Origin of the sequence: Xanthomonas sp. WHRI 8393 (assembly GCF_040203315.1) — a bacterium.
GTDB classification, from domain to species: Bacteria; Pseudomonadota; Gammaproteobacteria; order Xanthomonadales; family Xanthomonadaceae; genus Xanthomonas; species Xanthomonas arboricola.
The window spans coordinates 39,113-60,665 of the sequence record NZ_JBEGGL010000010.1 but is presented as its reverse complement, the minus strand read 5'-3'; the positions used below and the strand labels follow the sequence as shown (position 1 = coordinate 60,665).

Sequence of the window (21,553 nt, the reverse complement as noted above, 5' to 3'; positions counted from 1 at the left end):
ACCACGATGTCACAGACTCCCGACTCCCCTGCTCCGCTGCAAGGCTCGGCCCGCGATCGCGAGATCGTCGAGGCGCGCGTCATCGTCACCTGCCCGGGCCGCAACTTCGTCACCCTGAAGATCCGCACCCGCTCGGGCATCACCGGGCTGGGCGATGCCACACTCAACGGCCGCGAACTGGCGGTGGCGGCGTACCTGCAGGAACACCTGGTGCCGAACCTGATCGGCCGCGATGCCGGCCGCATCGAAGACATCTGGCAATTCTTCTACCGCGGTGCGTACTGGCGGCGCGGCCCGGTGACGATGAGCGCGATCGCCGCGGTGGACGTGGCCTTGTGGGACATCCTGGGCAAGATGGCCGGCCTGCCGTTGTATCAGCTGCTGGGCGGGCGCTCGCGCGAGGGCGCGCTGGTCTACGGCCATGCCAATGGCCGCGATATCGCCGAAACCAGCGATGAAGTCGGCCGCTTCCGCGAGCTGGGCTTCATCGCCATCCGCGCGCAGTGCGGCGTGCCCGGCATCAAGAAGACCTACGGCATTTCCAGCGGCGGCAAACCGTATGAGCCGGCCGAGAGCGAGCTGCCGACCGAAACGGTGTGGTCCACGCCGCGCTATCTCGGCGTGGTGCCGAAATTGTTCGAGCAATTGCGCAACGACCACGGCGATGAGATCGAACTGCTGCACGACGCGCACCACCGGCTCACCCCGATCGAGGCCGCGCGCCTGGGCCGCGACCTGGAACCGTACCGGCTGTTCTGGCTGGAAGACGCCACCCCTGCAGAAAACCAGCGCGCGTTCGAGGTGATCCGCCAGCACACGGTCACCCCCTTGGCGGTGGGCGAGGTGTTCAATTCGCTGTGGGATTGCAAGCACCTGATCGAGCAGCAACTGATCGACTACATCCGCACCACGATTGTCCACGCCGGCGGCATCACCCATGTGCGCCGGCTGGCCGATTTCGCCGCGCTGCATCAGGTGCGCACCGGCTTCCACGGCGCCACCGATCTGTCGCCGGTGTGCATGGGCGCGGCATTGCACTTCGACACCTGGGTGCCCAACTTCGGCATCCAGGAATACATGTTCCATTCCGACGAGGCCAACGCGGTGTTTCCGCACGATTACGTATTCCGCGATGGCCGCCTGCATTGCGGCGAAACGCCCGGGCATGGCGTGGACATCGACGAGGCCCTGGCCGCGAAGTATCCCTACGTGCCCAAGCAGTTGCCGATCGCGCGGCTGGAAGACGGTGCGATGTGGGACTGGTGATGCGCTGGCTGCCGGCCGCGCTTGCGGCACTGCTGCTTGCGGTGGCCGCACCTGCGCGCGTGCAGGCGCAAGCACACGCCGATGTCGCCTTCGACTGGTTCGAGTATCGCGGCGACGATGCGGTGTTCGCCACGCCATTGCCACCCGGCCACTACCGCAACCCGGTGCTGGCCGGGTTCTACCCGGACCCCAGCGTGACACGCGTGGGCGAGCACTACTACCTGGTCAATTCCACGTTCGCGTATTTCCCGGCGATCCCGGTGTTCGAAAGTACCGACCTGGTGCACTGGACGCAGATCGGCAATGTGGTCGAGCGCCCCGAACAGCTCGACTACGACGGGCTGGGCGTGTCGCGTGGCATGTTCGCTGCCAGCATCCGTCATCATGCCGGGCGTTTCTATGTGGTGGGTACCTCGGTCGACAGCGGCGGCAACTTCATCGCCAGCGCCAGCAATCCCGCAGGCCCATGGTCGGCACTGACGTGGTTGCCAGGCATCGACGGCATCGACCCGTCATTGTTCTTCGATACCGACGGCAGCGCCTACCTGCTCAACAACGGCCCGCCGGAAGGCACGCCGTTGTACGAAGGTCACCGCGCGATCTGGATGCAGCGCTTCGACCTCGCCAGCAATCAACCGGTCGGCCCGCGCAAGGTGTTGCTCAACGGTGGGGTGGATCTGGCCAGCAAGCCGATCTGGATCGAAGGCCCGCATCTGTATCAACGCGACGGTTGGTATTACCTCTCGTGTGCCGAAGGCGGCACCGGGCCGCAGCATTCGCAGGTGGTGCTGCGCAGCCGCACTGTGTGGGGGCCGTTTGAGCCCTCGCCGCACAATCCGATCCTGACCCAACGCGACCTGCCGGCTGATCGCGCGCACCCGGTCAGCAATGCCGGGCATGTGGATCTGGTGGACACACCGGACGGGCAATGGTGGGCGGTGTTCCTGGCCAGCCGCCCGTATGCGGGCGAACGCTACAACACCGGGCGCGAAACCTTCCTGCTGCCGGTGCACTGGCGCGATGGCTGGCCGTCGATCCTGCCGGCCGGCGAGCCGATTCCGTCTGTCGCACAGAGCCCGCGCGGCGCCAAGACCCCGGCAGATCAAGCGCCATTGTCGGGCAACTTCACCTGGCGAGACGACTTCGCCGGCACCTCGCTGCAGCGCGAATGGCTATCTCTGCGTGTGCCCAAACATGAGGTGGCCGATCTAAGCGCACGCACCGGTTGGCTGACCCTCCATGCCAGTGCGCAAGGGTTGGATAGCACAACCACACCCGCCTTCCTCGCGCGGCGCCAGCAACACACGCGCTTTGCCGCAAGTACCGCGTTGGCGGTGCCCACGCAGGCCGGCGTCAGCGCCGGGCTTGCGGTCTTGCAGAATTCCAATGCGTGGTATGCGCTGGGTGTGCGACGCAATGGCGATGCGCTGGACGTCTTTCTCGACAAGCGCGAGGGCGCAAGAACCACCACGCTCGCACGCACCCGCGTCCCCGCAACGGCGCAGCTGCGCCTGCAGATCAGCGGCGACGGCGGTGCGTACAGCTTTGCCTTCGATGCCGATGGGCGCGGCTGGCAATCGCTACACCGCAACGATGCTGCGGGCATGCTCAGCACCGCACAGGCCGGCGGCTTCGTCGGCAGCATGATCGGGCCCTTTGCCCAGCTGGAACCGCACCGCACCCAGGAGGACTGACCATGCATTCGCACCCCGCCCACCGCGCCACCGCCCCGCGTTGCCCACCTGCGCGCGGCTTACTGCTGGCGATGGCGCTGGCCGCCACCGGCACGCAGGCCGCAACGCCGCCGCCGTATCTGGACACCCAACGCCCCTTCGACGCGCGTGCGGCCGACCTGGTGTCGCGCATGACGCTGGAAGAAAAGGCCGCGCAGATGCAGAACGCCGCCCCGGCGATCCCGCGCCTGCAGGTGCCCGAATACGATTGGTGGAACGAAGCGCTGCACGGCGTGGCGCGTGCCGGCGGCGCCACCGTGTTTCCGCAGGCGATCGGCCTGGCTGCTACGTTCGATACCCCGTTGATGGCCGAGGTGGCCACCGCCATCAGCGACGAAGCGCGCGCCAAGCACCACGCCTTTCTGGCGCGTGGCGAGCACAAGCGCTACCAGGGGCTGACCTTCTGGTCGCCCAACATCAACATCTTCCGCGACCCGCGCTGGGGCCGCGGGCAGGAAACCTACGGCGAAGACCCGTTCCTGACCGCGCGCATGGGCGTGACCTTCGTGCAGGGCCTGCAGGCGCAGCAAGGGCCGTACCGCAAGCTCGATGCCACCGCCAAGCACTTCGCCGTGCACAGCGGCCCGGAGGCCGACCGTCATCACTTCGACGTGCATCCCAGCGAGCGCGATCTCCATGAAACCTATCTGCCTGCGTTCCAGGCCCTGGTGCAGGAAGGCAAGGTCGCCGCAGTGATGGGCGCCTACAACCGCGTCAATGGCGAATCCGCCTCGGCCAGCACGCGGCTGGAAGGCATCCTGCGCCGCGACTGGGGCTTCGATGGTTACATCGTCAGCGACTGCGCCGCCATCCGCGATATCTGGCAGAACCACAAGATCGTGCCCACGCCCGAGGCCGCTGCCGCGCTCGGCGTCAAGCACGGCACCGACCTGGATTGCGGCGACACCTATGCTGCGTTGCCGGCGGCGGTGCGTGCCGGCTTGATCGACGAGGCCAGCATCGACACCGCGCTCAAGCGGCTGATGACCACGCGCATGCGGCTGGGCATGTTCGACCCGCCGGCCAAGGTGCCGTGGGCGCAGATTCCTGCGGCGGTGAATCAATCGCCAGAGCACGATGCACTGGCCCGCCGCACCGCGCGCGAATCGCTGGTGCTGCTGAAGAACGACGGCCTGCTGCCGCTCAAACCCACGCTCAAGCGCATTGCCGTGATCGGCCCCACCGCCGACGACCCGATGTCGCTGCTGGGCAATTACTACGGCACGCCGGCCGCGCCGGTCACCATCCTGCAAGGCATCCGCGACGCCGCACCGCAGGCGCAGGTGGTCTACGCGCGCGGCAGCGACCTGGTGGAAGGGCGCGAAGACCCCAATGCTGCGGCACCGATCGACACCCGCTATCTGCGCCCGGCGCCGGATGCCAAGCAGAACGGCCTCACCGGTGAATACTTCAAGGGCCGCGCCCTGGCCGGCCAGCCGGTGCTGACCCGCATCGACCCGCGCATCGCCTTCCGCTGGGACCGCAATGCGCCCACCGACGATGCCGTCGGCCGCGGTGAACTGCAGGCCGATCGAGCGCTGGCCAAGGACGACTTCAGCGTGCGCTGGCATGGCCAGCTGCTGCCGCCGGTGTCGGGCACCTACGAGCTGCAGATTGCCGCCGACGATGGCGTGCGCCTGTTTCTGGACGGCAAGCTGCTCATCGATCAATGGAGCGAGGCCCCGCGCATGCGCGGCGGCAATGCCAGCGTCGCGCTGGAAGCCGGCAAGGCCTACGACCTGCGCGTGGAATACTTCGAGGCCACGCGCGATGCCGGCGTGCGTCTGGCGTGGCGCATGCCCGGCGCCAAACCGCCGCTGCAGGAAGCGGTGGACGCCGCACGCAACGCCGAGGTAGTGGTGTTCGTCGGTGGCCTCACCGGCGATGTCGAAGGCGAGGAGATGGACGTCAACTATCCCGGTTTTGCCGGCGGCGACCGCACCGACACCCGCCTGCCCAAACCGCAGCGCGAATTGCTGCAGGCACTGCAGGCCACCGGCACGCCGGTGGTTGCGGTGCTGACCACCGGCTCGGCGCTGGCGATCGACTGGGCGCAGCACCACGTGCCCGCCATCCTGCTGGCCTGGTACCCCGGCCAACGTGGCGGCAGCGCGGTTGGCGATGTGCTGTTCGGCCAGGCCAGTCCCGGCGGCCGCCTGCCGATCACCTTCTACAAGGAAGACGAGCGCCTGCCCGCCTTCGACGATTACGCCATGCGCGGCCGCACCTATCGCTACTTCGCCGGCAAGCCGCTGTACCCGTTCGGCCACGGCCTGTCGTACACGCAATTCGCCTATTCGGATCTACGCCTTGATCGCACCACGGTGGCCGCCGATGGCACGCTCACGGCCACGGTCACGCTGAAGAACACCGGCCAACGCGCAGGCGATGAAGTGGTGCAGCTGTATCTGCATCCGCTCAAGCCGCAACGCGAACGCGCCATCAAGGAACTGCGCGGCTTCCAGCGCATCACCCTGCAACCCGGCGAGCAGCGGCAGCTGCGCTTCACCCTCAAGGCGCAAGACGCCTTGCGCATCTACGACGAGCAGCGCAAGGCCTACGCAGTGGATCCAGGCGACTACGAAGTACAGATCGGCGCTTCCAGCGCAGACATCCGCAGCACACAACGCTTCACCGTCACCGACAAGTAGCAGCCGTTGACACCCTCGCCCTGCGGACGTGGGCGAAGAACCCACTCAGCCGCGATTGCCCTAAGCCCCTCTCCCGCCGGGGCGAAGAGGCACCGCTTGCGCGCCACTGGCGCGCGTGCCTTGGAGCGCCCGCGTCGCAAGACGTGGGCCGGGGCGCGGAGCGGGGGTTGGGGTGAGGGTACGGCCACAGGCGAACTTGCAGCACCCCCACGATTCCAAACAAAAACCCATGCCAATTCCAACGCTCTCCATCGCAACACTCGCGCACCTACCAACCACCGTCCTCACTCCCAGCTACGACCCCAAACAGACCACCATCGGCATCGTCCATCTAGGTGCAGGCGCCTTCCATCGCGCCCACCAGGCCGTCTACATCGATGACCTGCTCGCACAGGACCCCACCTGGGCCATCTGCGCCGTCTCCCTGCACAGCCCGAGCGTGCGCGACGCCCTGCGCCCGCAGGACGGCCTGTACACCCTCGCCCTGCTCGACGAGTACCCGCAGCTGCGCATCATCGGCGCCATCCACGAGGCGCTGTGCGCCGCCGACGAACAAACCGCCGTGCTCGCGCGTCTGTCAGACCCCGCCGTGCGCCTGGTCACCCTCACCGTCACCGAAAAAGGCTATTGCCTGGCCGGCGACACGCTCGACCTCGCCCATCCCGACATCGCGCACGACATCGCCAACCCTGGCACACCGCGCAGCGCCATCGGCTATCTGGTCGCCGGCCTGCAACAACGCAGGCAGCAGGGCAGCGCACCGTTCACCGTGCTCAGCTGCGACAACCTGCAAGACAACGGCAGCCTGCTACGCCGCGCAGTCTTGCTGCTCGCACAGCAAACCGATCCCGCGCTTGCGGCATGGATCGACCGGCACGTCACCTTCCCGCGCTCAATGGTCGACAGCATCACCCCCGCCACCGACGACGCGCTGCGCGCCAACGTGCACGCACAGACCGGTCTGCACGACGCCTGGCCGATCCAGCGCGAGCGCTACAGCCAGTGGGTGATCGAAGACCGCTTCTGCAACGGCCGCCCCGCCTTCGAAAGCGCAGGCGTGATTCTCAGCGACGATATCGCCGGCTATGCACGCGCTAAACTGCGCCTGCTCAATGGCCCGCACTCCACACTCGCCTATCTCGGCGGCCTGCTCGATCTGGAAACCGTCGCCGACGCCATGCGCCACTCGCAACTGGCCACCTTTGTCGAAGCCCTGATGCGCGAGGACATCGCCCCCACCCTGCAACCGATGCAAGGCTTCGACCCGCAGCACTACTGCGGCGCCATCCTCGCCCGCTTTCGCAACCCCGCCATCCGCCACCTGCTCGCCCAGATCGCCTGGGACGGCTCGCAAAAGATTTCGGTGCGTCTGCTCGGCGTCATCAGCGATGCATTGGACGCCGGGCGACGGATCGACCGGCTCTGCATTCCGGTAGCGGCGTGGCTGCAGTTCGTGCGCAGGCGGGCGGCCAACGGCGTGGCATTGGTCGATCCGCTGAGCGAGGTCCTCAGCGACATCGCCCATTCGACCACCGGCGATGCCAGCCATGACATCGCGGCATTCCTCACCGTGGATGCGGTGTTCGCTACGCTCTCTGGCGATGCGCGTTTTGTGGAGGCACTGCGCGCTGCCTACGCTGCGCTGGGCACTGCAACACCGGCAGAGATACAGCTGGCAATCGATGCAAGGTGATGTGCGGCAAACGCATCGCCGGCTGCCATCGCATGCCAGCAAAGCCCGATGTCTGCATCGTGCGATGTCGGGCAGCGTGTATATCGTGCCACCTGACCGATGGCCTGTTCCGGATAGCCAGGTACGCAGATGCGGGCGATTGGACGCCTAGCCACCGATTACCTGCCCAATCCTGATCAGATTTCCGCTCTCATCGACAAGCGCAAATTCCCGCATCCCCCAGGGCTTGTCGCTGACAGCATCGAGCCTGGGGATGCCGTGCGCCGGAAGCTGCGCGGCACGCATGGCGGCGTAGACCGCATCGACATCGCCAACCCGGATATAGCAGCCCGCATAGCAGGCCGCAGGATCCAGGTCCGGGTGTGCGAAGAAATGCAGCTCCACCTCGCCACGCGTCAGGATCGCGTAGCCCGCATCGTGCGGGTGCGCGTCGCCGACAAAGCCCAGCCGCCGATAGAAGGCGACCGTGTGTTCGATCGAGCGACCGGGGAGCAGTGGAATCGCACGGTCTGGCGTTTCGGTAGTGGCAGTCATCGCTTTCTCGTAGTGGGATAACGAAGCCGTCTTTGAGCACAACGATACGCCAGATACGAGGGATCGGTTGGGAGCCGTGCCGTGCTGTCTTGACTCGCTGTGTTGGCGAGTAGCAAGATCCCTGTGCTGCGGCACATTCCGCAGCCGGATTTGACAGTCCGAAACCACAAGGCGCACCAGCGCCCATTGCACGATGTCGGCGCTTTTTCTTTGCCCGATGTCATGCGTGGGGGGCGTGCCCGCTCTATGGCGGGCGGTGTGCGGAGACCGAAAGGTCTGCCGGTACCTTGTGGCCGGTCTGTCAACCGCATACCGTCCGCCACCTCGATTGACAGCGATGCGGCGGACTTCCTATCGCACAAGGAGTTCGATATGACCCGTCCCAAAGCAACCGCCCGTGCACGCGCTGCATCGCCTTCCAGTCGATCTGTTGTAACACGCGCCAGATCCAAGCACCGCCCGGCCGCCAGCATGACCGACGCTGAGCCAGCGGTGGATCCGTCGCTGGCGCACACTCCGCCCTTGCGCAAGCCCGGCTTCCGTATTCCCGAGCGGGTCACCATGAGCTATCAGCACTACGACGTGCGGCGTGCCGAGGATGTCATCGGTTGCGCGGTGCCCAAGCTGCGGCTGTCCGGGCGCTGGCTGGAACACTGCGGTTTCGCAGTGGGTGATGCGTTGCGGGTAACGGTGGGACGCGGCGTGCTGTTGATCAGCCGCGTGGCGCCTGCGGTACCGGCGGTGAGATCGCGCCGCAGGTGACACGCCTGGGGCGAGCGCCCTTGCCCGGCGCTTTGCGCTTCCTTCTCCCGTGCACGGGAGAAGGGACGCATTCTGCTCTGGTCTGGATTGCAGAAGGGAGGCCGGCTGTTGCTGTTTGCGCGTGAGAGCAGAGGTGCCTGTTGCGGTGCGGAGCAGCAAAGCAAGGCTGCGTAGCGCAGGGGCTGTCAGCGGCAGAGAGCTTCTTGCCTGCAATGGCATCTGCACCGCATCGCTCGACATGACATGCTTGGCCTCACCTACGCCCCGCCCACGTTCGGACAGGTTCAAGCGCCACATGGCCATGCGCAAGCTACCGTATTCGCGCACCGATGGAGTTCTCTGCATGAAAATGGCTGTCTTCAGCACGCGCCCTTACGACAAGCGCTTTCTCGATGAAGCGAAACTACGCCTAGGCACGCAATGTGCAGCCGAGTTCGTTTATTTCGAGGCATCGCTCGATCTGCGGACGGCAGCGTTGGCGCAGGGCTGCGAGGTGGTCTGCGTATTCGTCAACGACCAGCTCGATGCGCCCGTGCTGCAGGCACTGCACGCGACCGGTGTGCGCGCGGTGCTGCTGCGCTGCGCCGGTTTCAACAATGTGGATCTCGCTGCGGCCACCGCACTTGGGCTGTTCGTGGCACGCGTGCCGGCCTACTCGCCCGAAGCGGTGGCCGAGCACACCCTGGCGCTGGTCATGACGCTCAACCGCCAGACGCACCGCGCCTACAACCGCGTGCGCGAGGGCAACTTCATGCTCAATGGCCTGCTCGGCCGCACCTTGCACGGCAAGACGGTGGGCCTGATCGGGCTGGGCAAGATCGGGCTGGCGACTGCGCGTATCTTTCAAGGGATGGGCTGCGATGTGCTGGGCTTTGATCCTTATCCCACGCCTGGCTTCGATGCGCTCGGGCAGCGGGTGGAGCTGGAGACACTGTTCGCCCGCTCGGACATCGTCTCGCTGCACTGCCCGCTGACACCGGCAACGCAGCACCTGATCGATGACACGGCGCTGGCGTCGATGAAGCCGGGTGCGATGCTGGTCAACACCTCGCGCGGTGGCTTGGTGGATACCGATGCGGTGATCCGCGCGCTCAAGTCCCGCCAGCTCGGCCATCTGGCCATCGATGTCTACGAACAGGAAAGCGCATTGTTCTTCCAGGACCGCTCGGGCGAAATCATCGACGACGAAGCGTTTCAGCGCCTGATGACCTTCCCCAATGTGCTGGTGACCGGGCACCAGGGGTTCTTCACCGCAGAGGCATTGCAGGAGATCTCCGACATCACCCTGCGCAACCTTGCCGATTTCGCTGCCGGTTCCCCATGCGCGAATCGTGTTCCGGCACCTTAGCGGCACCTTCTCGCTCACCAGCCGCGCAGGTTCGACGCATCGACTCCTCTGTCGTGGTACTCGGGTTCAAGCCGGTACGGCAGTTGCCTGGCGACGCAGCGCACAGATCCGCGTGCAACCAACCGCGGCGGCCAGCCCCAGCTGACCGGTGTACCAGCTCACCTGCCGCAAGTATCCACCCAGGCGGCAGTTGACTGCATGGCCCAGTGGCCGCACCCGCCTGTGGCCCCGGCGCATGTATGCATCCCGGATCACCGGCGCCACGCCCTGCAGCAGAACCGGGCCCAGCCGGCTTGCCAACAAGTATGCAAACACGTCGATACCCACCATCTCCAGCAGTGGTATGGCCGCTGCAACCTCCGGATTGGATGCGATGCAGGCAATCGCCAGCGTGGTAATGGCAATGACCGCCCTGCGGTTCAAGTTGACCGGCCACATGTCGATGGTCCTGAGCGCTCTCTGGATGTCACGCAGATCTGCACAATTCAGACACCTTGGCTTGCCTGTCGGTCACGATACCCGGACGCCCCGGCTGCTGCCGGATGTATTGAAGATGCGCGTCAGCACCAGCACGAGCAGGACCACAAAGCTCAACTCCCACACATAGAATGCGGCGCCCACGTGATCGATCATGACTTGCTGGCCAGCCTCGTTCTTGTCGAACCGGGTTGCGCGAAAGGTATCCAACCCGATCAGGCAAGCCGCTACCAACAGGGCCGCCGCCATCTTGTCCGCCTTGAGGAAATAACACAGCCATGCCAGCAGGAACAGCGGGTTACTCATCCAGGCCAGGCACTGGCCATCGAGCACCTGCATCCAGCCAAGCAGCAGGATGACAAATCCACCCAGTTGATCATTACCGCCATGCAGTGCAGGAAGGCACAGCGAAATGCCGTACAGCAGGGCAGATAGCAGAAGTGGAAACAGCTTCATGGGCGTCCGTGTCTGATGATGAGGCGAGTGCATGTCCCCGCGTTAGGGAGGCTCGTTCCATCTCGGCACAAGCCAACCTGCATCACTATAGACACTGCGCGTGCCGCTTTCACGACCACGCTGCCAAGCCCGCCGACGCATCTCGTGGAGCGGCGGAGGCTTCGGCCCAATGCATCGCTATGGCATGCTTGAACCCCTGCCGCACAGCGTCCGACGTCCGCCTTGCCATGGCCGCCCACAAGAAGCAGAACTTGCCGGAAAAGCTCTGCGTTCAATGCAGGCGACCCTTCTGCTGGCGCAAGAAGTGGGAAAAGGTGTGGGACGAGGTGAAGTATTGTTCGGACCAATGCCGCCGAAACAGCAAGCGGCAGCGCCCGGAACAATAGTCTGCTTACGCGCAACCCATCTCTCCCGTGCCGTCGCGCGTGAGCCGAGCGGGTTCGGCCATTCTGACAGCCGGTTGCGGCTAACGTTTACCAGCTTTTTTCGCAGCACCCGATCCACTCGCCCGCTTGGCAGCGCTGCCTTTACCTGCCACTGCCATGTTGTCCACCAGATTGGGATAGGGGCGGCCTGCTGCCTTGGCGCGTTGTCTGGCCTGTGCCTTCTGCGCCGGGGACAGCGGACCTGAGCGCGAGCGACTCTTGGGGTTGGGCCTTTTCCATGGCGCAGACGTCTTGCTTGTGCCTTTCTTCGCTGCACCGCGCGTGGAAGCGCTCTTCCCGGCTGCAGTTCGGCGGGCGACCGTCTTGTTTACCGCTTTCTTCGTCGATGCTGCCTTCTTTGCAGGAGATTTCCTGGCCGCAGTCTTCTTGACTGCCTTCTTGACTGCCTTCTTGACTGCCTTCTTGCCGGTCGCCTTGCGGGCACCGGCCGAGGGCGCCGACTTGCGCGTCGCTGCGTTACCGGCGCTCGTTTTCTTGGTCGCGGCCTGTGTTGCCGACGGTTTCCTCGCTGGCGACGTTCCGGTTGCTTTCTTTGCGACCGCCTTCTTTCTCGCGGTCTTCTTCGGGGTGCGCTTATCCGCGGCACCGGCATGGGCGGCGGCCGTCGTGGTCGCGCTTGCTCGTTTTCCTGCCGGGGTCTTCGCGCTCGCCGCCTCTTCCAGACGCTGGTACTGCCGTGCCGCCCAGCGCTGGCCGGCATCGCCGCCCCAGAGCAGCCAGGCAATGTAGCCGGCCGATGGCGCGCTACGGTCGGCCCAGCCCTTGCCAGTCTTGTCCACGCTGTGGCGCGCGAAGTACGCATGCATGCGCCGGATGGTCTGCGTGGAAAGCGATTTCCGTGCCGAAAGATCGCGCGCACGCGCAACGCCGATTGCGGTGCCACCACGCCCATGCTGCTCGCGCAACCGCAGTCCGCGTGCCGCCGCGTCGGCAACTGTCTTGGGCGGTGTTGTCGAAGACGCCTGCTTTGCCGGTTTGCGTGCCACACCTTTCTCCTGTCGTATCGCGTTGCCGTAGTGTTCGCATGCGCGGTGCTGCTGCATGTGAAGAAGCCGGCAGCCAGGACTGCCTAGGCAGCCTGCCGGGGACATCACGGCAATGCGCAAGCACGCGCGACCTGGCCCTGGATCAGCCTGCTTGTGCGAGTGGATCATCGCGCACGTGTCGCTACACTTGCCTGCCCACGCCATCGGAAGAGTGCTGCATGCGCCTGTTGACGAGCTGGTTCCGCGCAAGCCTGTTTGCTGCCGCGGTCGGCACTTTCCCCGCGCTTGGTCAGGCCACCGACAAGGCGGTGCCGGTGGCCACCTCGGCACAATCGAAGCAGACGGCCTCCTGGCAGACGCTGACCCCGCACAACAAACCGCACGCGCGCCATGAGAACAGCCTGGTGTCGGTCGGCGACAGGCTCTATCTGATCGGAGGGCGCGACGACCGCCCGCTGGACATCTTCGACACCACAACACGCCGTTGGTCCAAAGGCAGCACGCCGCCGCTGGCGGTCAGCCATGCGCAGGCAGTGGTGTCGTCGGGGAAGATCTACGTCGTCGGCGGCCTGACCGGCGACTACCCGGAAGAAGCCGCGCTGACCCACCTGTTGATCTACGACCCTGCCACCGATCGCTGGCAGGCAGGCGCGGAGATTCCCGAGGGCCGTCGCCGCGGCGCGGCAGGCGCGGTGGCGCACGACGGCGTGCTGTACCTGGTCGGCGGCAACACGCGCGGCCATATGAGCGGGTATGTGCCTTGGCTGGATGCGTTCGACACAAGGACGCAGCAATGGACGCAGCTGGCCGACGCACCGCGTGCGCGCGATCACTTCCATGCAGTGGTGCTCGACGGCAAGCTGTACGCGGCCGGTGGCCGCAGGTCCTCGCACGAGAGCGGCAACACCTTGGCGCAGACGATTTCCGAAGTCGATGTCTATGACATCCAGCGCGGCACCTGGAGCGTTGCCCCGGCCGCGCTGCCGACGCCGCGCGCCGGTGCCGCCGCCATTACACGCAATGGCCAGCTGCTGGTCATGGGCGGCGAGAGCACGCGCCAGTTGAAGGCGCACGACGAGGTCGAAGCCTACGACCCGGCCACCTCCACCTGGACGCCGCTGGCCGCATTGCCGCGAGGGCGCCATGGCACCCAGGCCGCAGCGGTCGGCGACGCTCTGTACATCGTGGCGGGCAGCGGCAACCGCGGCGGCGGGCCGGAGCTGGATGATGTGCTGGTGTTGCATGAAAGCAGCGCGCAATAGGCCATGCCGACTCCCGCGTACGGCATGCTGCAAGAGACCTGGTTGAAGATTGTGCCTCTGCAGACGAGGATCTAATCTGCTGCATCGTTGTTCAATGTGCAGTGCCAGGGAGCGGTCATGCCGAAACGTGGATCAGATCACACGCCATCAACGATGCCTGGCGTTGCCGGGCAATTTTCGCTGCCACTGGTACAGGCGGAAGGCGAGCCGGCGACATCGCCACTGCTGGCAGCTACCGACCCGCGTTACAGCAATTACATCGTCTATGTCGATGAAAGCGGCGACCACGGCCTGGAGTCGGTAGATCCCAACTATCCGGTGTTTGTGCTGGCCTTGTGTGTCTTCCACAAAGGCCACTACGCGCAACGCGTGGTTCCCGCGATTGAGTCATTCAAGTTCAGGCATTTCGGGCATGACGTGGTGATTCTTCACGAGCATGACATCCGCAAGGAAAAGGGACATTTCCGCTTCAGTGATCGATTGGAGAAGACGATTTTTCTGGACGAGCTGACGGGCATCATCGAGTCGCACAACTTCATCCTGATCAGCTGTGTCATCGACAAGACACGGCTGAAGGAAAAGGCCCAGACCGCAGACAATCCCTACCACCTGGCGCTCGCATTCTGCCTGGAAACACTTTTCGAACTGATGCAGGAAAAGAAGCAGGACGCCGTTGCCACGCACGTGGTGGTTGAGTGCCGTGGCAAGAAGGAAGACCGCGATCTGGAGCTGGAATTCAGGCGGATCTGCGACAACGCAAACCGCTGGGGCCGGCAACTTCCGTTCACCATCGTCTTTGCGGACAAAAAGGCCAACTCATCTGGCTTGCAACTGGTTGACCTCGTTGCGCGGCCCATCGGGCTATCGGTACTGCGCCCGGATCATCCCAATCGCGCATTCGACGTGCTGCAGCGAAAATTCTTCTGCAAGCAAGGCCGGCGTCAATTGGGTGTCGACTATGAAGGCTGGGGCCTGAAAATTTTCCCGCCGCCAGAAAGCGAAAAGCCCCGGTGATCTCACCGAGGCTATGACGCCGACCGGGAACCCCCAGTCCACTTAGGGTGCGAGTCTAGGGTTCTGGACCGAAGAATTCAAGGTTGCCTGCTACAAAACCGGGTCAGTCAGGACATCGCATCCATCAGCTGTTGTGACTGCTGAAAGAAGAACGACTTGCAATATAGGGCGATGGATACAGCTCCATCGCGGCCAGGGCCGCTCCTACGGGAGCGGCGACTGCTGTGCTGCGGTTTGGCCGGCCAATGCGCGCTACGGCGCGAACTCCAAGCCAAGCGCCTTGACCCGCACCCGCGCCAGCATCGCGTGCGAGGTCATGTACAGCGTGTGGCCGTCATTGCCGAAGGCGCAGTTGGAGATGGGTTCGCCGGTTTCGATACGGCCCAGCCTGCGGCCGTCGGGGGCGAACACGATGACGCCGCCGGGGCCGGTGGCAAACAGGTGGCCGTCGGCGGAGACCGCCATGCCGTCGGGCAGGCCGGGCGCGTCCTCGGCGACCAGATCGGAGGCGTCGGCGAACACGCGCTTGCTGGTCACCGCACCGGCTGCGTCGAGCGTGTAGGCCATCCAGATCGGGCGCTCCGGATCGGAGTTGGCCACGTACAGGGTGCGCGCATCGGGCGACAGTGCGATGCCGTTGGGAAGGCTGAGACTGTCGTCCAGCAGATGCACGCTGCCGTCGGTGTCCAGCCGGTAGACGCCGTTGTAGCGCAGCTGCTTGACCGGCGAATCGTTCATGCCCTTCAGGCCGTACGGCGGGTCGGTAAAGAACACCACGCCATCGCTACGGCGGACGAGATCGTTGGGGCTGTTGAAACGGTGGCCTTCGAACTGCGTCGCCAGCGGCGTCTTCTTGCGCGTGGCCGGGTCGAGCCTGGCGACGATGCGCGTGCCCGAATCGGCCAGCAACACGGTGCCGCCCGGTTCGGCATACAGCCCATTGGCGCCAGCTTCGCGCAGCGTGGCCTGCTCCGGGCCGCTGTAACCGGATGGCGACAGCAGGACCGACAGGCCTGCGTCCTCCGACCAGCGATAGAGCTTGTTTTCCGGCACATCGGTGAACAGCAGATAGCCACCGTTGCGGACCCAGGCCGGGCCTTCGGACCAGGTGAAGCCTTCGCTAAGCTTCTCGATGCGCGCATCGCCAGCGACCACCTCGCTGAAGCTGCGATCGAAGCTCTGCAGATGCCCGATCGCGGCAAAGCGCGGTGGCGGCACCTCCTTCCTGGTGCAGGCGGCGAGGATTGCCAGCAGCGGAACGGCCAACAGCAGATAGGGCGGCAAGCGCATCGGTCTGTCCAGTAACGAAGTCGGGCCATGATGCCACCATGCGCGTGCAGGCCTGCTGCGCATGCCGGCAGCCGTGCTAGCGCTCGCCAGCGTGCGCGGGTACCGCCAGCACCGCATCCAGTGCCGGTTTGGGCTGGTAGTTTCGATCGAACAGCAGCGGATAGTTGGTACGGCCGGGCACGGGGTAATCGTTCTTCCAGGACATGCCATCGCTGACGCCCCACACGCTGACGCGTGCGAGCTTGTCGCGCTTGCGCCAGAACAGCGCGAACAACTCGGCGTAGCGATCGCGCAGCTGCGCCTGCACCTGCGGCGGCAAGCCCTCGCGATACGGGTCGAGAAAGCGCTTGAATTCCGGCAGCTGGAACTGCTTGTGCGCAAGTCCGGTCCCGATGACCTGGCCTTCCCTGGTCAGTGGCAACACGTCGATGTCCAGCTCGGTGATCATGACCTTGATGCCGAGCGCGGCGTAGGCATCGATGGCGTCTTCGATATCGCGCAGGCTGGGATAGTTGAGCCCCCAGTGTCCCTGCATGCCGACGCCATCGATGCGGATGCCCGATTGCTGCAGCATCCTGACCATGCGCACGATGCCATCGCGCTTGCTCGGCCGCCATGCGTTGAAATCGTTGTAGTAGAGCTCCGCATCCGGCGCATACCGTTGGGCAAAGGTGAAGGCGTTGCGCACCACGGTGTCGCCATCGCCGACGCGCTGCACCCAGTTGGTATCGCGGTAACGTCCGTCTTCGTCGATGATCTCATTGACCACGTCCCAGGCCTGCACCTTGCCGACGTAGCGCCCCGCCACGCGCTCGATGTGCGCGCGCATGCGCTCCAGCTGCGCGTCGGCGCTGTTGGGCTTGCCCTGTGCATCGACGAAGAACCATTCCGGCGTCTGGTTGTGCCAGACCAGGGTATGGCCGACCACGAACAGGGCGTGATCGCGCCCATAGGCGACGAAGGCGTCGGCCGCGCCGAAGTCGAACACGCCTGGGCGCGGGGCGACCACTTCGGCCTTCATCACGTTCTCGGCAGTGATGGCATTGAAGTGGCAGGCGACCAGCGCGGCAGAGGCAGCGTCCTTGCCGGAGACGATGTCGGCATTGACGGCGGTGCCGATCAGAAAGCCGTCGGCGTAGGCGTGCTCGAGCGAGGTGCTGCGGGTGTCGCAGTCAGCCAAGGCCGGCACTGCCATCACAGCGCCGATCAGGGCCAGAACAAAACGCAAGCATGCTGCTGGGCGCTCGTGGGTCTGCTGCATCGCCGGATTCCTGTGCAGGCACCGCAGGTAGTGCGTCATCGGGAACTCCATCACTCCACCACCACCTGCGCATTGGCGGCCTGCAAACTGTCGGAGTCCACATGCAGCGTGATGGTGCCACGCGCGCCGGGCTTGGCACGCACGATCGCCAGGCACAGCCCGTTGAACGCATTGCGCTGCGGCGCGGCGAAGGATTCCAGGTTGGTGGGATCGCCGTTGTCGGTGGCGACCAGCTCGCCCGGGCCTTCGATGCGGAAACGCAGGCGGTCGCCGGCGGTCGGCGCCGGGCGTCCATCGCGATCGAGCAGGCGCACGGTGACGAAACTCAGATCCTGCCCGTCGCCGCGAATGCTGCCGCGGTCGGGCGTCACCTGCATGCGCGCGGCGCTGCCGGCGGTTTGTACGCGGTCGTCGGCCCAGGGTTTGCCTTCCCTGTACGCCTGCACGCGCAGCTCGCCGGGTTGGTAGACCACCGCGTCCCAGCGCAGCCGGTACTGCAGCGGGCCCTTGCGCTTGCGTCCCTGCGAGACGCCATTGACGAACAGCTCGGCCTCGTCGCCGGAGGTGAACACATGTACCGGCGTGACCTGACCCTCGCGGCCGGGCCAGGTCCAGTGCGGCAGCAGATGCGCCATCGGCAGGTCGGGGCGCCAACGCGATTGATACAGCCAGTAGCGATCCTTGGGAAAACCGGCCAGATCGAAGATGCCGGAGTACGAACTGCGCGAGCTGTAGTACGGCGTGGGCTCGCCCAGATAATCGAAGCCGGTCCAGACGAATTCGCCGGCGACATACCGATGCCGGTCCTGCGCCGCGAACACCTTGTCGGCGCTGGAGCCGAAGTCCACCGCATGCAGTTCGTAGGCGCTGACCTGGTGCGCGACCGAATCGCCGCCGCGCCCATCGCGCACCGGTGCGCTAATGTCTGGCGTCACCGGAAACAGATACACACCGCGGCTGCTCAACGCCGAGGCGGTCTCGCTGCTGAGAATGGCCTTGTGCGGGAACCTGCCATGGAACGCGGGATATTGCGGTTGTTTGCGGATGCGCTCGGTGCCTGCGAATTCCGGCGCGTCGCGGATGCCTTCGCCCTGGTAGTTGAGGCTGATGACATCCAGCGCAGCGGGCAGCGGCATCTCGGGCGAGGCGTAGTTCATCGCCACCGTGGCCGGGCGCGTGGGGTCTTCCTCATGCACGATGGCGTGCAGTGTGCGTGCGATCGCCGCGCCCTGCTCGCCGGTGTACTGCTCACCGACTTCGTTACCGACGCTCCACAAGATCACCGAGGGATGATTGCGGTCGCGCCGCAGCATCGCGCGCAGGTCCGGCTCGTGCCACTGCGGGAACACCAGGTGGAAATCCAGCGGGGTCTTCTTCATCTCCCAGCTGTCGAACACCTCGTCCACCACCAGCAGGCCCATGCGGTCGGTCAACTCCAGCAGCTCCGGCGCGGGCGGATTGTGACTCATGCGGACGGCATTGGCGCCCATCTGCTGCAGCAACTGCAGTTGCCGCTCGGCGGCGCGCAGGTTGAACGCCGCACCCAGCGCGCCGAGGTCGTGATGATTGTTCACGCCGCGAATCGGCACATGTTCGCCATTGACCAGCAAGCCCTTGTCGGCGTCGAACACGATACTGCGGACACCGAACGGTGTTTCGTAGCGATCCACCACGTGCCCGTCCTGACTGACCTCGGTCACTGCGATATAGCGGTGCGGGCGCTGGGTCGGCGGCGGGCCCCACAGACGCGGGCGGTCGATCTGCGTGCTGCCCTGCACACGGGCGCTGCCACCGGCGGCAACCGCAACCTGCACGGCGGCAATGCGCGCGACCGGCTCGCCGCTGCGTGTGCCGCGTGCATCGTCGAGCACATAGATCGCGGTGCTGACCTGCGCCTGCACCGCGCTGCGCGCGGCATTGTCCAGCGTGATCGCCAGCCGCACCTGCGCGGTGTCGGCCGACACCTGCGGCGTGGTCAGCTGCGTGCCCCAATGCGCCACATGCAGCGGCGCAGCTTTGGTCAGCCACACATTGCGATACAGCCCGCCGCCCGGATACCAGCGCGCCGACTCCGGCGGGTTGTCCAGGCGGATCGCCAGCTGGTTGCGCGCACCAAACACCACATAGGGGCTCAGGTCCACGCGCCAGGAGCTGTAGCCATACGGCCAGCCACCGACCAGCTTGCCGTTGAGCCAGACCGTGGCATAGGCCATGGCGCCATCGAGATCCAGAAACAGCGCGCGCCCGCGATCGCTGGCGGGGATGTCCAGGCGCTTGCGATACCAACCCACGCCCCAGCTCGGCAAGCGCCCCATGCCGCCATAGGGACCATCGGCCAGGAACGGCCCGGCGATGGCCCAGTCGTGCGGCAGATCCACGCGCTCCCAACCGCTGTCGTCGAACTGCGGCTGCACGAAGGCGACGCTGCTGCCGGGGTGGCCGGGCGGGCGTTCGTGCCACTTCGCGGGATCTGCAATCAAGGCATTGGCCGTAGGCAGGATCCATGGCTTGAGCACGCGGGTTGCGGCGGCATCGAGGCGCTGCGCCTGCTCGGGCTGCGCATCGGCCACCTTGCCGTCTTCGCTACGTAGCACGTGCGGGCGGATGTCGTAGTCCAGGATTTGCCGATTGTCTGGAGGATCGCCGCGATGGAAGCGCCACTGCGCGTTGAGCGAGACACGCTCGCGCGGCAACTGGGTCGATGTCGGTGGTGCTGCCAGCGCGGGCACTACCAGGCAGATGCAAACCATCGCGACACCTGCGAGGCGCGCACAATGCCTGAAAAAATCTCGCGTCGCTGTCGCTGCCCTGCCTGCATGCGTCATATCGCGCCTCGCATCGACCATGCATGCAGGCGTGTCCTATCCGCACCGCCTGCACGCGTGCAGGCATCGCCACGTGCTGCCTCGCTCAGCCTCACAGCTTGTAGGCTTGCTTGGGCAGGCGATACGCCAGATCGATCGCAACCTCGGCCGCCTCGTCCTCGTCCAGCCTGTGCTCGGCGACAAGCTTGGCGAGAAAGGCACTGTCCACGCGCCGCGCCACATCGTGCCGCGCCGGGATCGACAGGAAGGCGCGGGTATCGTCATTGAAACCCACGGTGTTGTAGAAGCCGGCGCTGGCCAGGGTCTGCTCGCGGAAGCGCCACATGCCTTCCGGCGCGTCATGGAACCACCAGGCCGGCCCCAGCAACAACGACGGGTAATGGCCGGCCAGTGGCGCCAGCTCGCGGCTGTAGCTGGTTTCGTCCAGCGTAAACACGATCAGGCGCAGGCGCGGGTCGTTGCCGAACCGGTCCAGCAAGGGTTTGAGCGCGTGCACGTAGTCGGTGCGCATCGGAATATCGGCGCCCTTGTCGCGCCCGAAGGTCTGGAACAACTGCCGGTTGTGATTGCGAAAGCAGCCCGGGTGCAGCTGCATCACCAGGCCATCGTCCAGGCTCATCGCCGCCATCTCGGTCAGCACCTGCGCGCGGAACAGCTCGGCCTGCGCCGGTGTGGCGGCACCACGCACCACGGTGTCGAACAGGCGTTGCGCCTCGGCAGGCGACAGATCGGCGGTGGCCGCGCTGGGGTGGCCGTGGTCGGTCGAGGTGGCGCCGTGTGCGGCAAAGAACGCGCGGCGCTGCCGGTGCGCACGCAGATAGCCTTGCCAGCTCAGCACATCCTCGCCGGTGAGCGCGCCGAACTGCTGCAGCGCACCGGCAAACTGCTCGTGTTCGGGGTCGACCACCGGGTCCGGGCGGTACGCGGTGAGCACGCGTCCCTTCCAGCCGCTGTCGCGAATGGTCGCGTGGTGCTGCAGCGTGTCCAGCGGCGACTCGGTGGTGGCAATCACCTCGATGTTGAAGCGCTCGAACAGGGCACGCGGGTGGAATGCCGGCGTCTGCAGTGCCGCGGTGATGTGGTCGTAGTAATGATCGGCAGTGCCGGCATCCAGCCGGATGCGCAGATCGAACACGTCATGGAAGACATGATTGAGCCACAACGCAGAGGGCGTGCCGCGCAGCAACGTGTAGTGCGCGGCGAATACGCGCCACGCCGCGCGCGGGTCCACCGCCGCGCGCGATCCATCCGCACGCGGAATGCCCAAGGCATCCAGTGCGATGCCCTGGCTGTAGAGCATGCGGAACACATAGTGGTCCGGCACCAGCAACAACGCGGTGGCATTGGCGAATGGCGCGTCGGTAGCGAACCACGCCGGGTCGGTATGGCCGTGCGGGCTGATGATCGGCAGTGCGGCGATCTGCGCGTACAGGCGGCGCGCGATCGCACGCGTGCCGGGGTCGGCGGGCAACAGGCGGTCGGCGTGGAGGGTCAGTGGGATGGATGTAGACATCAGTCGGTCGCCGAACGGGCAGGAAAAAGGCAGGGC

17 protein-coding genes are annotated in these 21,553 nt (G+C 65.6%); 9 read left to right on the top strand and 8 right to left on the bottom strand.

Annotated elements, in window-relative coordinates; all coding sequences use genetic code 11:
• The first annotated feature begins 6 nt into the window (after window positions 1–6).
• From manD to ABQ137_RS20275, 4 genes are all read left to right on the top strand, one after another.
• Window positions 7–1,266: a D-mannonate dehydratase ManD gene (manD, locus tag ABQ137_RS20290; protein WP_039520834.1), complete on the top strand. Its 1,260-nt coding sequence runs from the start codon at window positions 7–9 to the stop codon at window positions 1,264–1,266.
• Complete coding sequence (locus ABQ137_RS20285; protein ID WP_349783453.1) at window positions 1,266–2,960, top strand: glycoside hydrolase family 43 protein; 1,695 nt, start codon at window positions 1,266–1,268, stop codon at window positions 2,958–2,960. The genes manD and ABQ137_RS20285 overlap by 1 nt, the downstream gene beginning before the upstream one ends.
• A gap of 2 nt (window positions 2,961–2,962) precedes the next feature.
• Window positions 2,963–5,650 carry a glycoside hydrolase family 3 protein gene (locus tag ABQ137_RS20280; protein ID WP_503021259.1) on the top strand — a complete coding sequence of 896 codons (2,688 nt, stop codon included), beginning with the start codon at window positions 2,963–2,965 and terminating at the stop codon, window positions 5,648–5,650.
• A gap of 229 nt (window positions 5,651–5,879) precedes the next feature.
• Complete coding sequence (locus tag ABQ137_RS20275) at window positions 5,880–7,343, top strand: mannitol dehydrogenase family protein (protein ID WP_349783449.1); 1,464 nt, start codon at window positions 5,880–5,882, stop codon at window positions 7,341–7,343.
• Window positions 7,344–7,490: 147 nt separating this feature from the next.
• Here ABQ137_RS20275 and ABQ137_RS20270 read toward each other — a convergent pair whose 3' ends face one another.
• Window positions 7,491–7,877 carry a bleomycin resistance protein gene (locus ABQ137_RS20270; RefSeq protein WP_065048686.1) on the bottom strand — a complete coding sequence of 129 codons (387 nt, stop codon included), beginning with the start codon at window positions 7,875–7,877 and terminating at the stop codon, window positions 7,491–7,493.
• 471 nt (window positions 7,878–8,348) lie between these two features.
• Here ABQ137_RS20270 and ABQ137_RS20265 point away from each other — a divergent pair, with 471 nt between their 5' ends.
• The gene (locus ABQ137_RS20265; RefSeq protein ID WP_225874234.1) at window positions 8,349–8,639 is read left to right on the top strand and encodes a SymE family type I addiction module toxin; all 291 of its coding nucleotides are present in this window, start codon (window positions 8,349–8,351) and stop codon (window positions 8,637–8,639) included.
• A gap of 343 nt (window positions 8,640–8,982) precedes the next feature.
• Window positions 8,983–9,987 (top strand): 2-hydroxyacid dehydrogenase, encoded by a 1,005-nt coding sequence (locus ABQ137_RS20260; protein WP_046345116.1) that lies wholly within the window; start codon window positions 8,983–8,985, stop codon window positions 9,985–9,987.
• Between the two features lie 66 nt (window positions 9,988–10,053).
• Here ABQ137_RS20260 and ABQ137_RS20255 read toward each other — a convergent pair whose 3' ends face one another.
• Together ABQ137_RS20255 and ABQ137_RS20250 are read right to left on the bottom strand one after the other, a co-directional pair.
• A complete protein-coding gene (locus tag ABQ137_RS20255) occupies window positions 10,054–10,425 on the bottom strand; it encodes a hypothetical protein (RefSeq protein WP_104596793.1) in 372 nt (123 codons plus the stop codon).
• Window positions 10,426–10,497: 72 nt separating this feature from the next.
• A complete protein-coding gene (locus tag ABQ137_RS20250) occupies window positions 10,498–10,920 on the bottom strand; it encodes a hypothetical protein (RefSeq protein WP_104553512.1) in 423 nt (140 codons plus the stop codon).
• 227 nt (window positions 10,921–11,147) lie between these two features.
• Between ABQ137_RS20250 and ABQ137_RS20245 the strand changes: the two genes are divergently transcribed.
• On the top strand, window positions 11,148–11,306 hold the full coding sequence (locus tag ABQ137_RS20245; protein WP_046346114.1) for a DUF2256 domain-containing protein: 159 nt from the start codon (window positions 11,148–11,150) through the stop codon (window positions 11,304–11,306).
• An 80-nt stretch (window positions 11,307–11,386) separates the two neighbouring features.
• Here the strand turns inward: ABQ137_RS20245 and ABQ137_RS20240 are convergent, their stop codons facing one another.
• On the bottom strand, window positions 11,387–12,409 hold the full coding sequence (locus tag ABQ137_RS20240; RefSeq protein WP_349783448.1) for a DNA-binding protein: 1,023 nt from the start codon (window positions 12,407–12,409) through the stop codon (window positions 11,387–11,389).
• A 161-nt stretch (window positions 12,410–12,570) separates the two neighbouring features.
• Here ABQ137_RS20240 and ABQ137_RS20235 point away from each other — a divergent pair, with 161 nt between their 5' ends.
• Both ABQ137_RS20235 and ABQ137_RS20230 read left to right on the top strand, forming a co-directional pair.
• Complete coding sequence (locus tag ABQ137_RS20235) at window positions 12,571–13,614, top strand: Kelch repeat-containing protein (protein ID WP_349783447.1); 1,044 nt, start codon at window positions 12,571–12,573, stop codon at window positions 13,612–13,614.
• Between the two features lie 117 nt (window positions 13,615–13,731).
• On the top strand, window positions 13,732–14,628 hold the full coding sequence (locus tag ABQ137_RS20230) for a DUF3800 domain-containing protein (protein ID WP_349783446.1): 897 nt from the start codon (window positions 13,732–13,734) through the stop codon (window positions 14,626–14,628).
• Window positions 14,629–14,880: 252 nt separating this feature from the next.
• Here ABQ137_RS20230 and ABQ137_RS20225 read toward each other — a convergent pair whose 3' ends face one another.
• The 4 genes from ABQ137_RS20225 to uxaC all read right to left on the bottom strand — a co-directional run bounded on the left by ABQ137_RS20225 (window position 14,881) and on the right by uxaC (window position 21,517).
• Window positions 14,881–15,918 (bottom strand): SMP-30/gluconolactonase/LRE family protein, encoded by a 1,038-nt coding sequence (locus ABQ137_RS20225; RefSeq protein WP_349783445.1) that lies wholly within the window; start codon window positions 15,916–15,918, stop codon window positions 14,881–14,883.
• A 76-nt stretch (window positions 15,919–15,994) separates the two neighbouring features.
• Window positions 15,995–17,179 (bottom strand): endo-1,4-beta-xylanase, encoded by a 1,185-nt coding sequence (locus ABQ137_RS20220; RefSeq protein WP_349783444.1) that lies wholly within the window; start codon window positions 17,177–17,179, stop codon window positions 15,995–15,997.
• Window positions 17,180–17,229: 50 nt separating this feature from the next.
• Window positions 17,230–19,929, bottom strand: a complete 2,700-nt coding sequence (galB, locus tag ABQ137_RS20215; RefSeq protein WP_349783443.1) for a beta-galactosidase GalB — start codon at window positions 19,927–19,929, stop codon at window positions 17,230–17,232.
• A gap of 166 nt (window positions 19,930–20,095) precedes the next feature.
• Window positions 20,096–21,517 carry a glucuronate isomerase gene (gene uxaC / locus ABQ137_RS20210; RefSeq protein ID WP_349783442.1) on the bottom strand — a complete coding sequence of 474 codons (1,422 nt, stop codon included), beginning with the start codon at window positions 21,515–21,517 and terminating at the stop codon, window positions 20,096–20,098.
• Window positions 21,518–21,553: the final 36 nt, after the last annotated feature.

Coding starts and splice junctions, on each gene's coding strand:
- manD (WP_039520834.1), top strand. CDS start 7: ATGTCACAGACTCCCGACTCCCCTGCTCCGCTGCAAGGCTCGGCCCGC.
- ABQ137_RS20285 (WP_349783453.1), top strand. CDS start 1,266: ATGCGCTGGCTGCCGGCCGCGCTTGCGGCACTGCTGCTTGCGGTGGCC.
- ABQ137_RS20280 (WP_503021259.1), top strand. CDS start 2,963: ATGCATTCGCACCCCGCCCACCGCGCCACCGCCCCGCGTTGCCCACCT.
- ABQ137_RS20275 (WP_349783449.1), top strand. CDS start 5,880: ATGCCAATTCCAACGCTCTCCATCGCAACACTCGCGCACCTACCAACC.
- ABQ137_RS20270 (WP_065048686.1), bottom strand. CDS start 7,877: ATGACTGCCACTACCGAAACGCCAGACCGTGCGATTCCACTGCTCCCC.
- ABQ137_RS20265 (WP_225874234.1), top strand. CDS start 8,349: ATGACCGACGCTGAGCCAGCGGTGGATCCGTCGCTGGCGCACACTCCG.
- ABQ137_RS20260 (WP_046345116.1), top strand. CDS start 8,983: ATGAAAATGGCTGTCTTCAGCACGCGCCCTTACGACAAGCGCTTTCTC.
- ABQ137_RS20255 (WP_104596793.1), bottom strand. CDS start 10,425: ATGTGGCCGGTCAACTTGAACCGCAGGGCGGTCATTGCCATTACCACG.
- ABQ137_RS20250 (WP_104553512.1), bottom strand. CDS start 10,920: ATGAAGCTGTTTCCACTTCTGCTATCTGCCCTGCTGTACGGCATTTCG.
- ABQ137_RS20245 (WP_046346114.1), top strand. CDS start 11,148: ATGGCCGCCCACAAGAAGCAGAACTTGCCGGAAAAGCTCTGCGTTCAA.
- ABQ137_RS20240 (WP_349783448.1), bottom strand. CDS start 12,409: ATGCAGCAGCACCGCGCATGCGAACACTACGGCAACGCGATACGACAG.
- ABQ137_RS20235 (WP_349783447.1), top strand. CDS start 12,571: ATGCGCCTGTTGACGAGCTGGTTCCGCGCAAGCCTGTTTGCTGCCGCG.
- ABQ137_RS20230 (WP_349783446.1), top strand. CDS start 13,732: ATGCCGAAACGTGGATCAGATCACACGCCATCAACGATGCCTGGCGTT.
- ABQ137_RS20225 (WP_349783445.1), bottom strand. CDS start 15,918: ATGCGCTTGCCGCCCTATCTGCTGTTGGCCGTTCCGCTGCTGGCAATC.
- ABQ137_RS20220 (WP_349783444.1), bottom strand. CDS start 17,179: ATGCAGCAGACCCACGAGCGCCCAGCAGCATGCTTGCGTTTTGTTCTG.
- galB (WP_349783443.1), bottom strand. CDS start 19,929: ATGGTTTGCATCTGCCTGGTAGTGCCCGCGCTGGCAGCACCACCGACA.
- uxaC (WP_349783442.1), bottom strand. CDS start 21,517: ATGTCTACATCCATCCCACTGACCCTCCACGCCGACCGCCTGTTGCCC.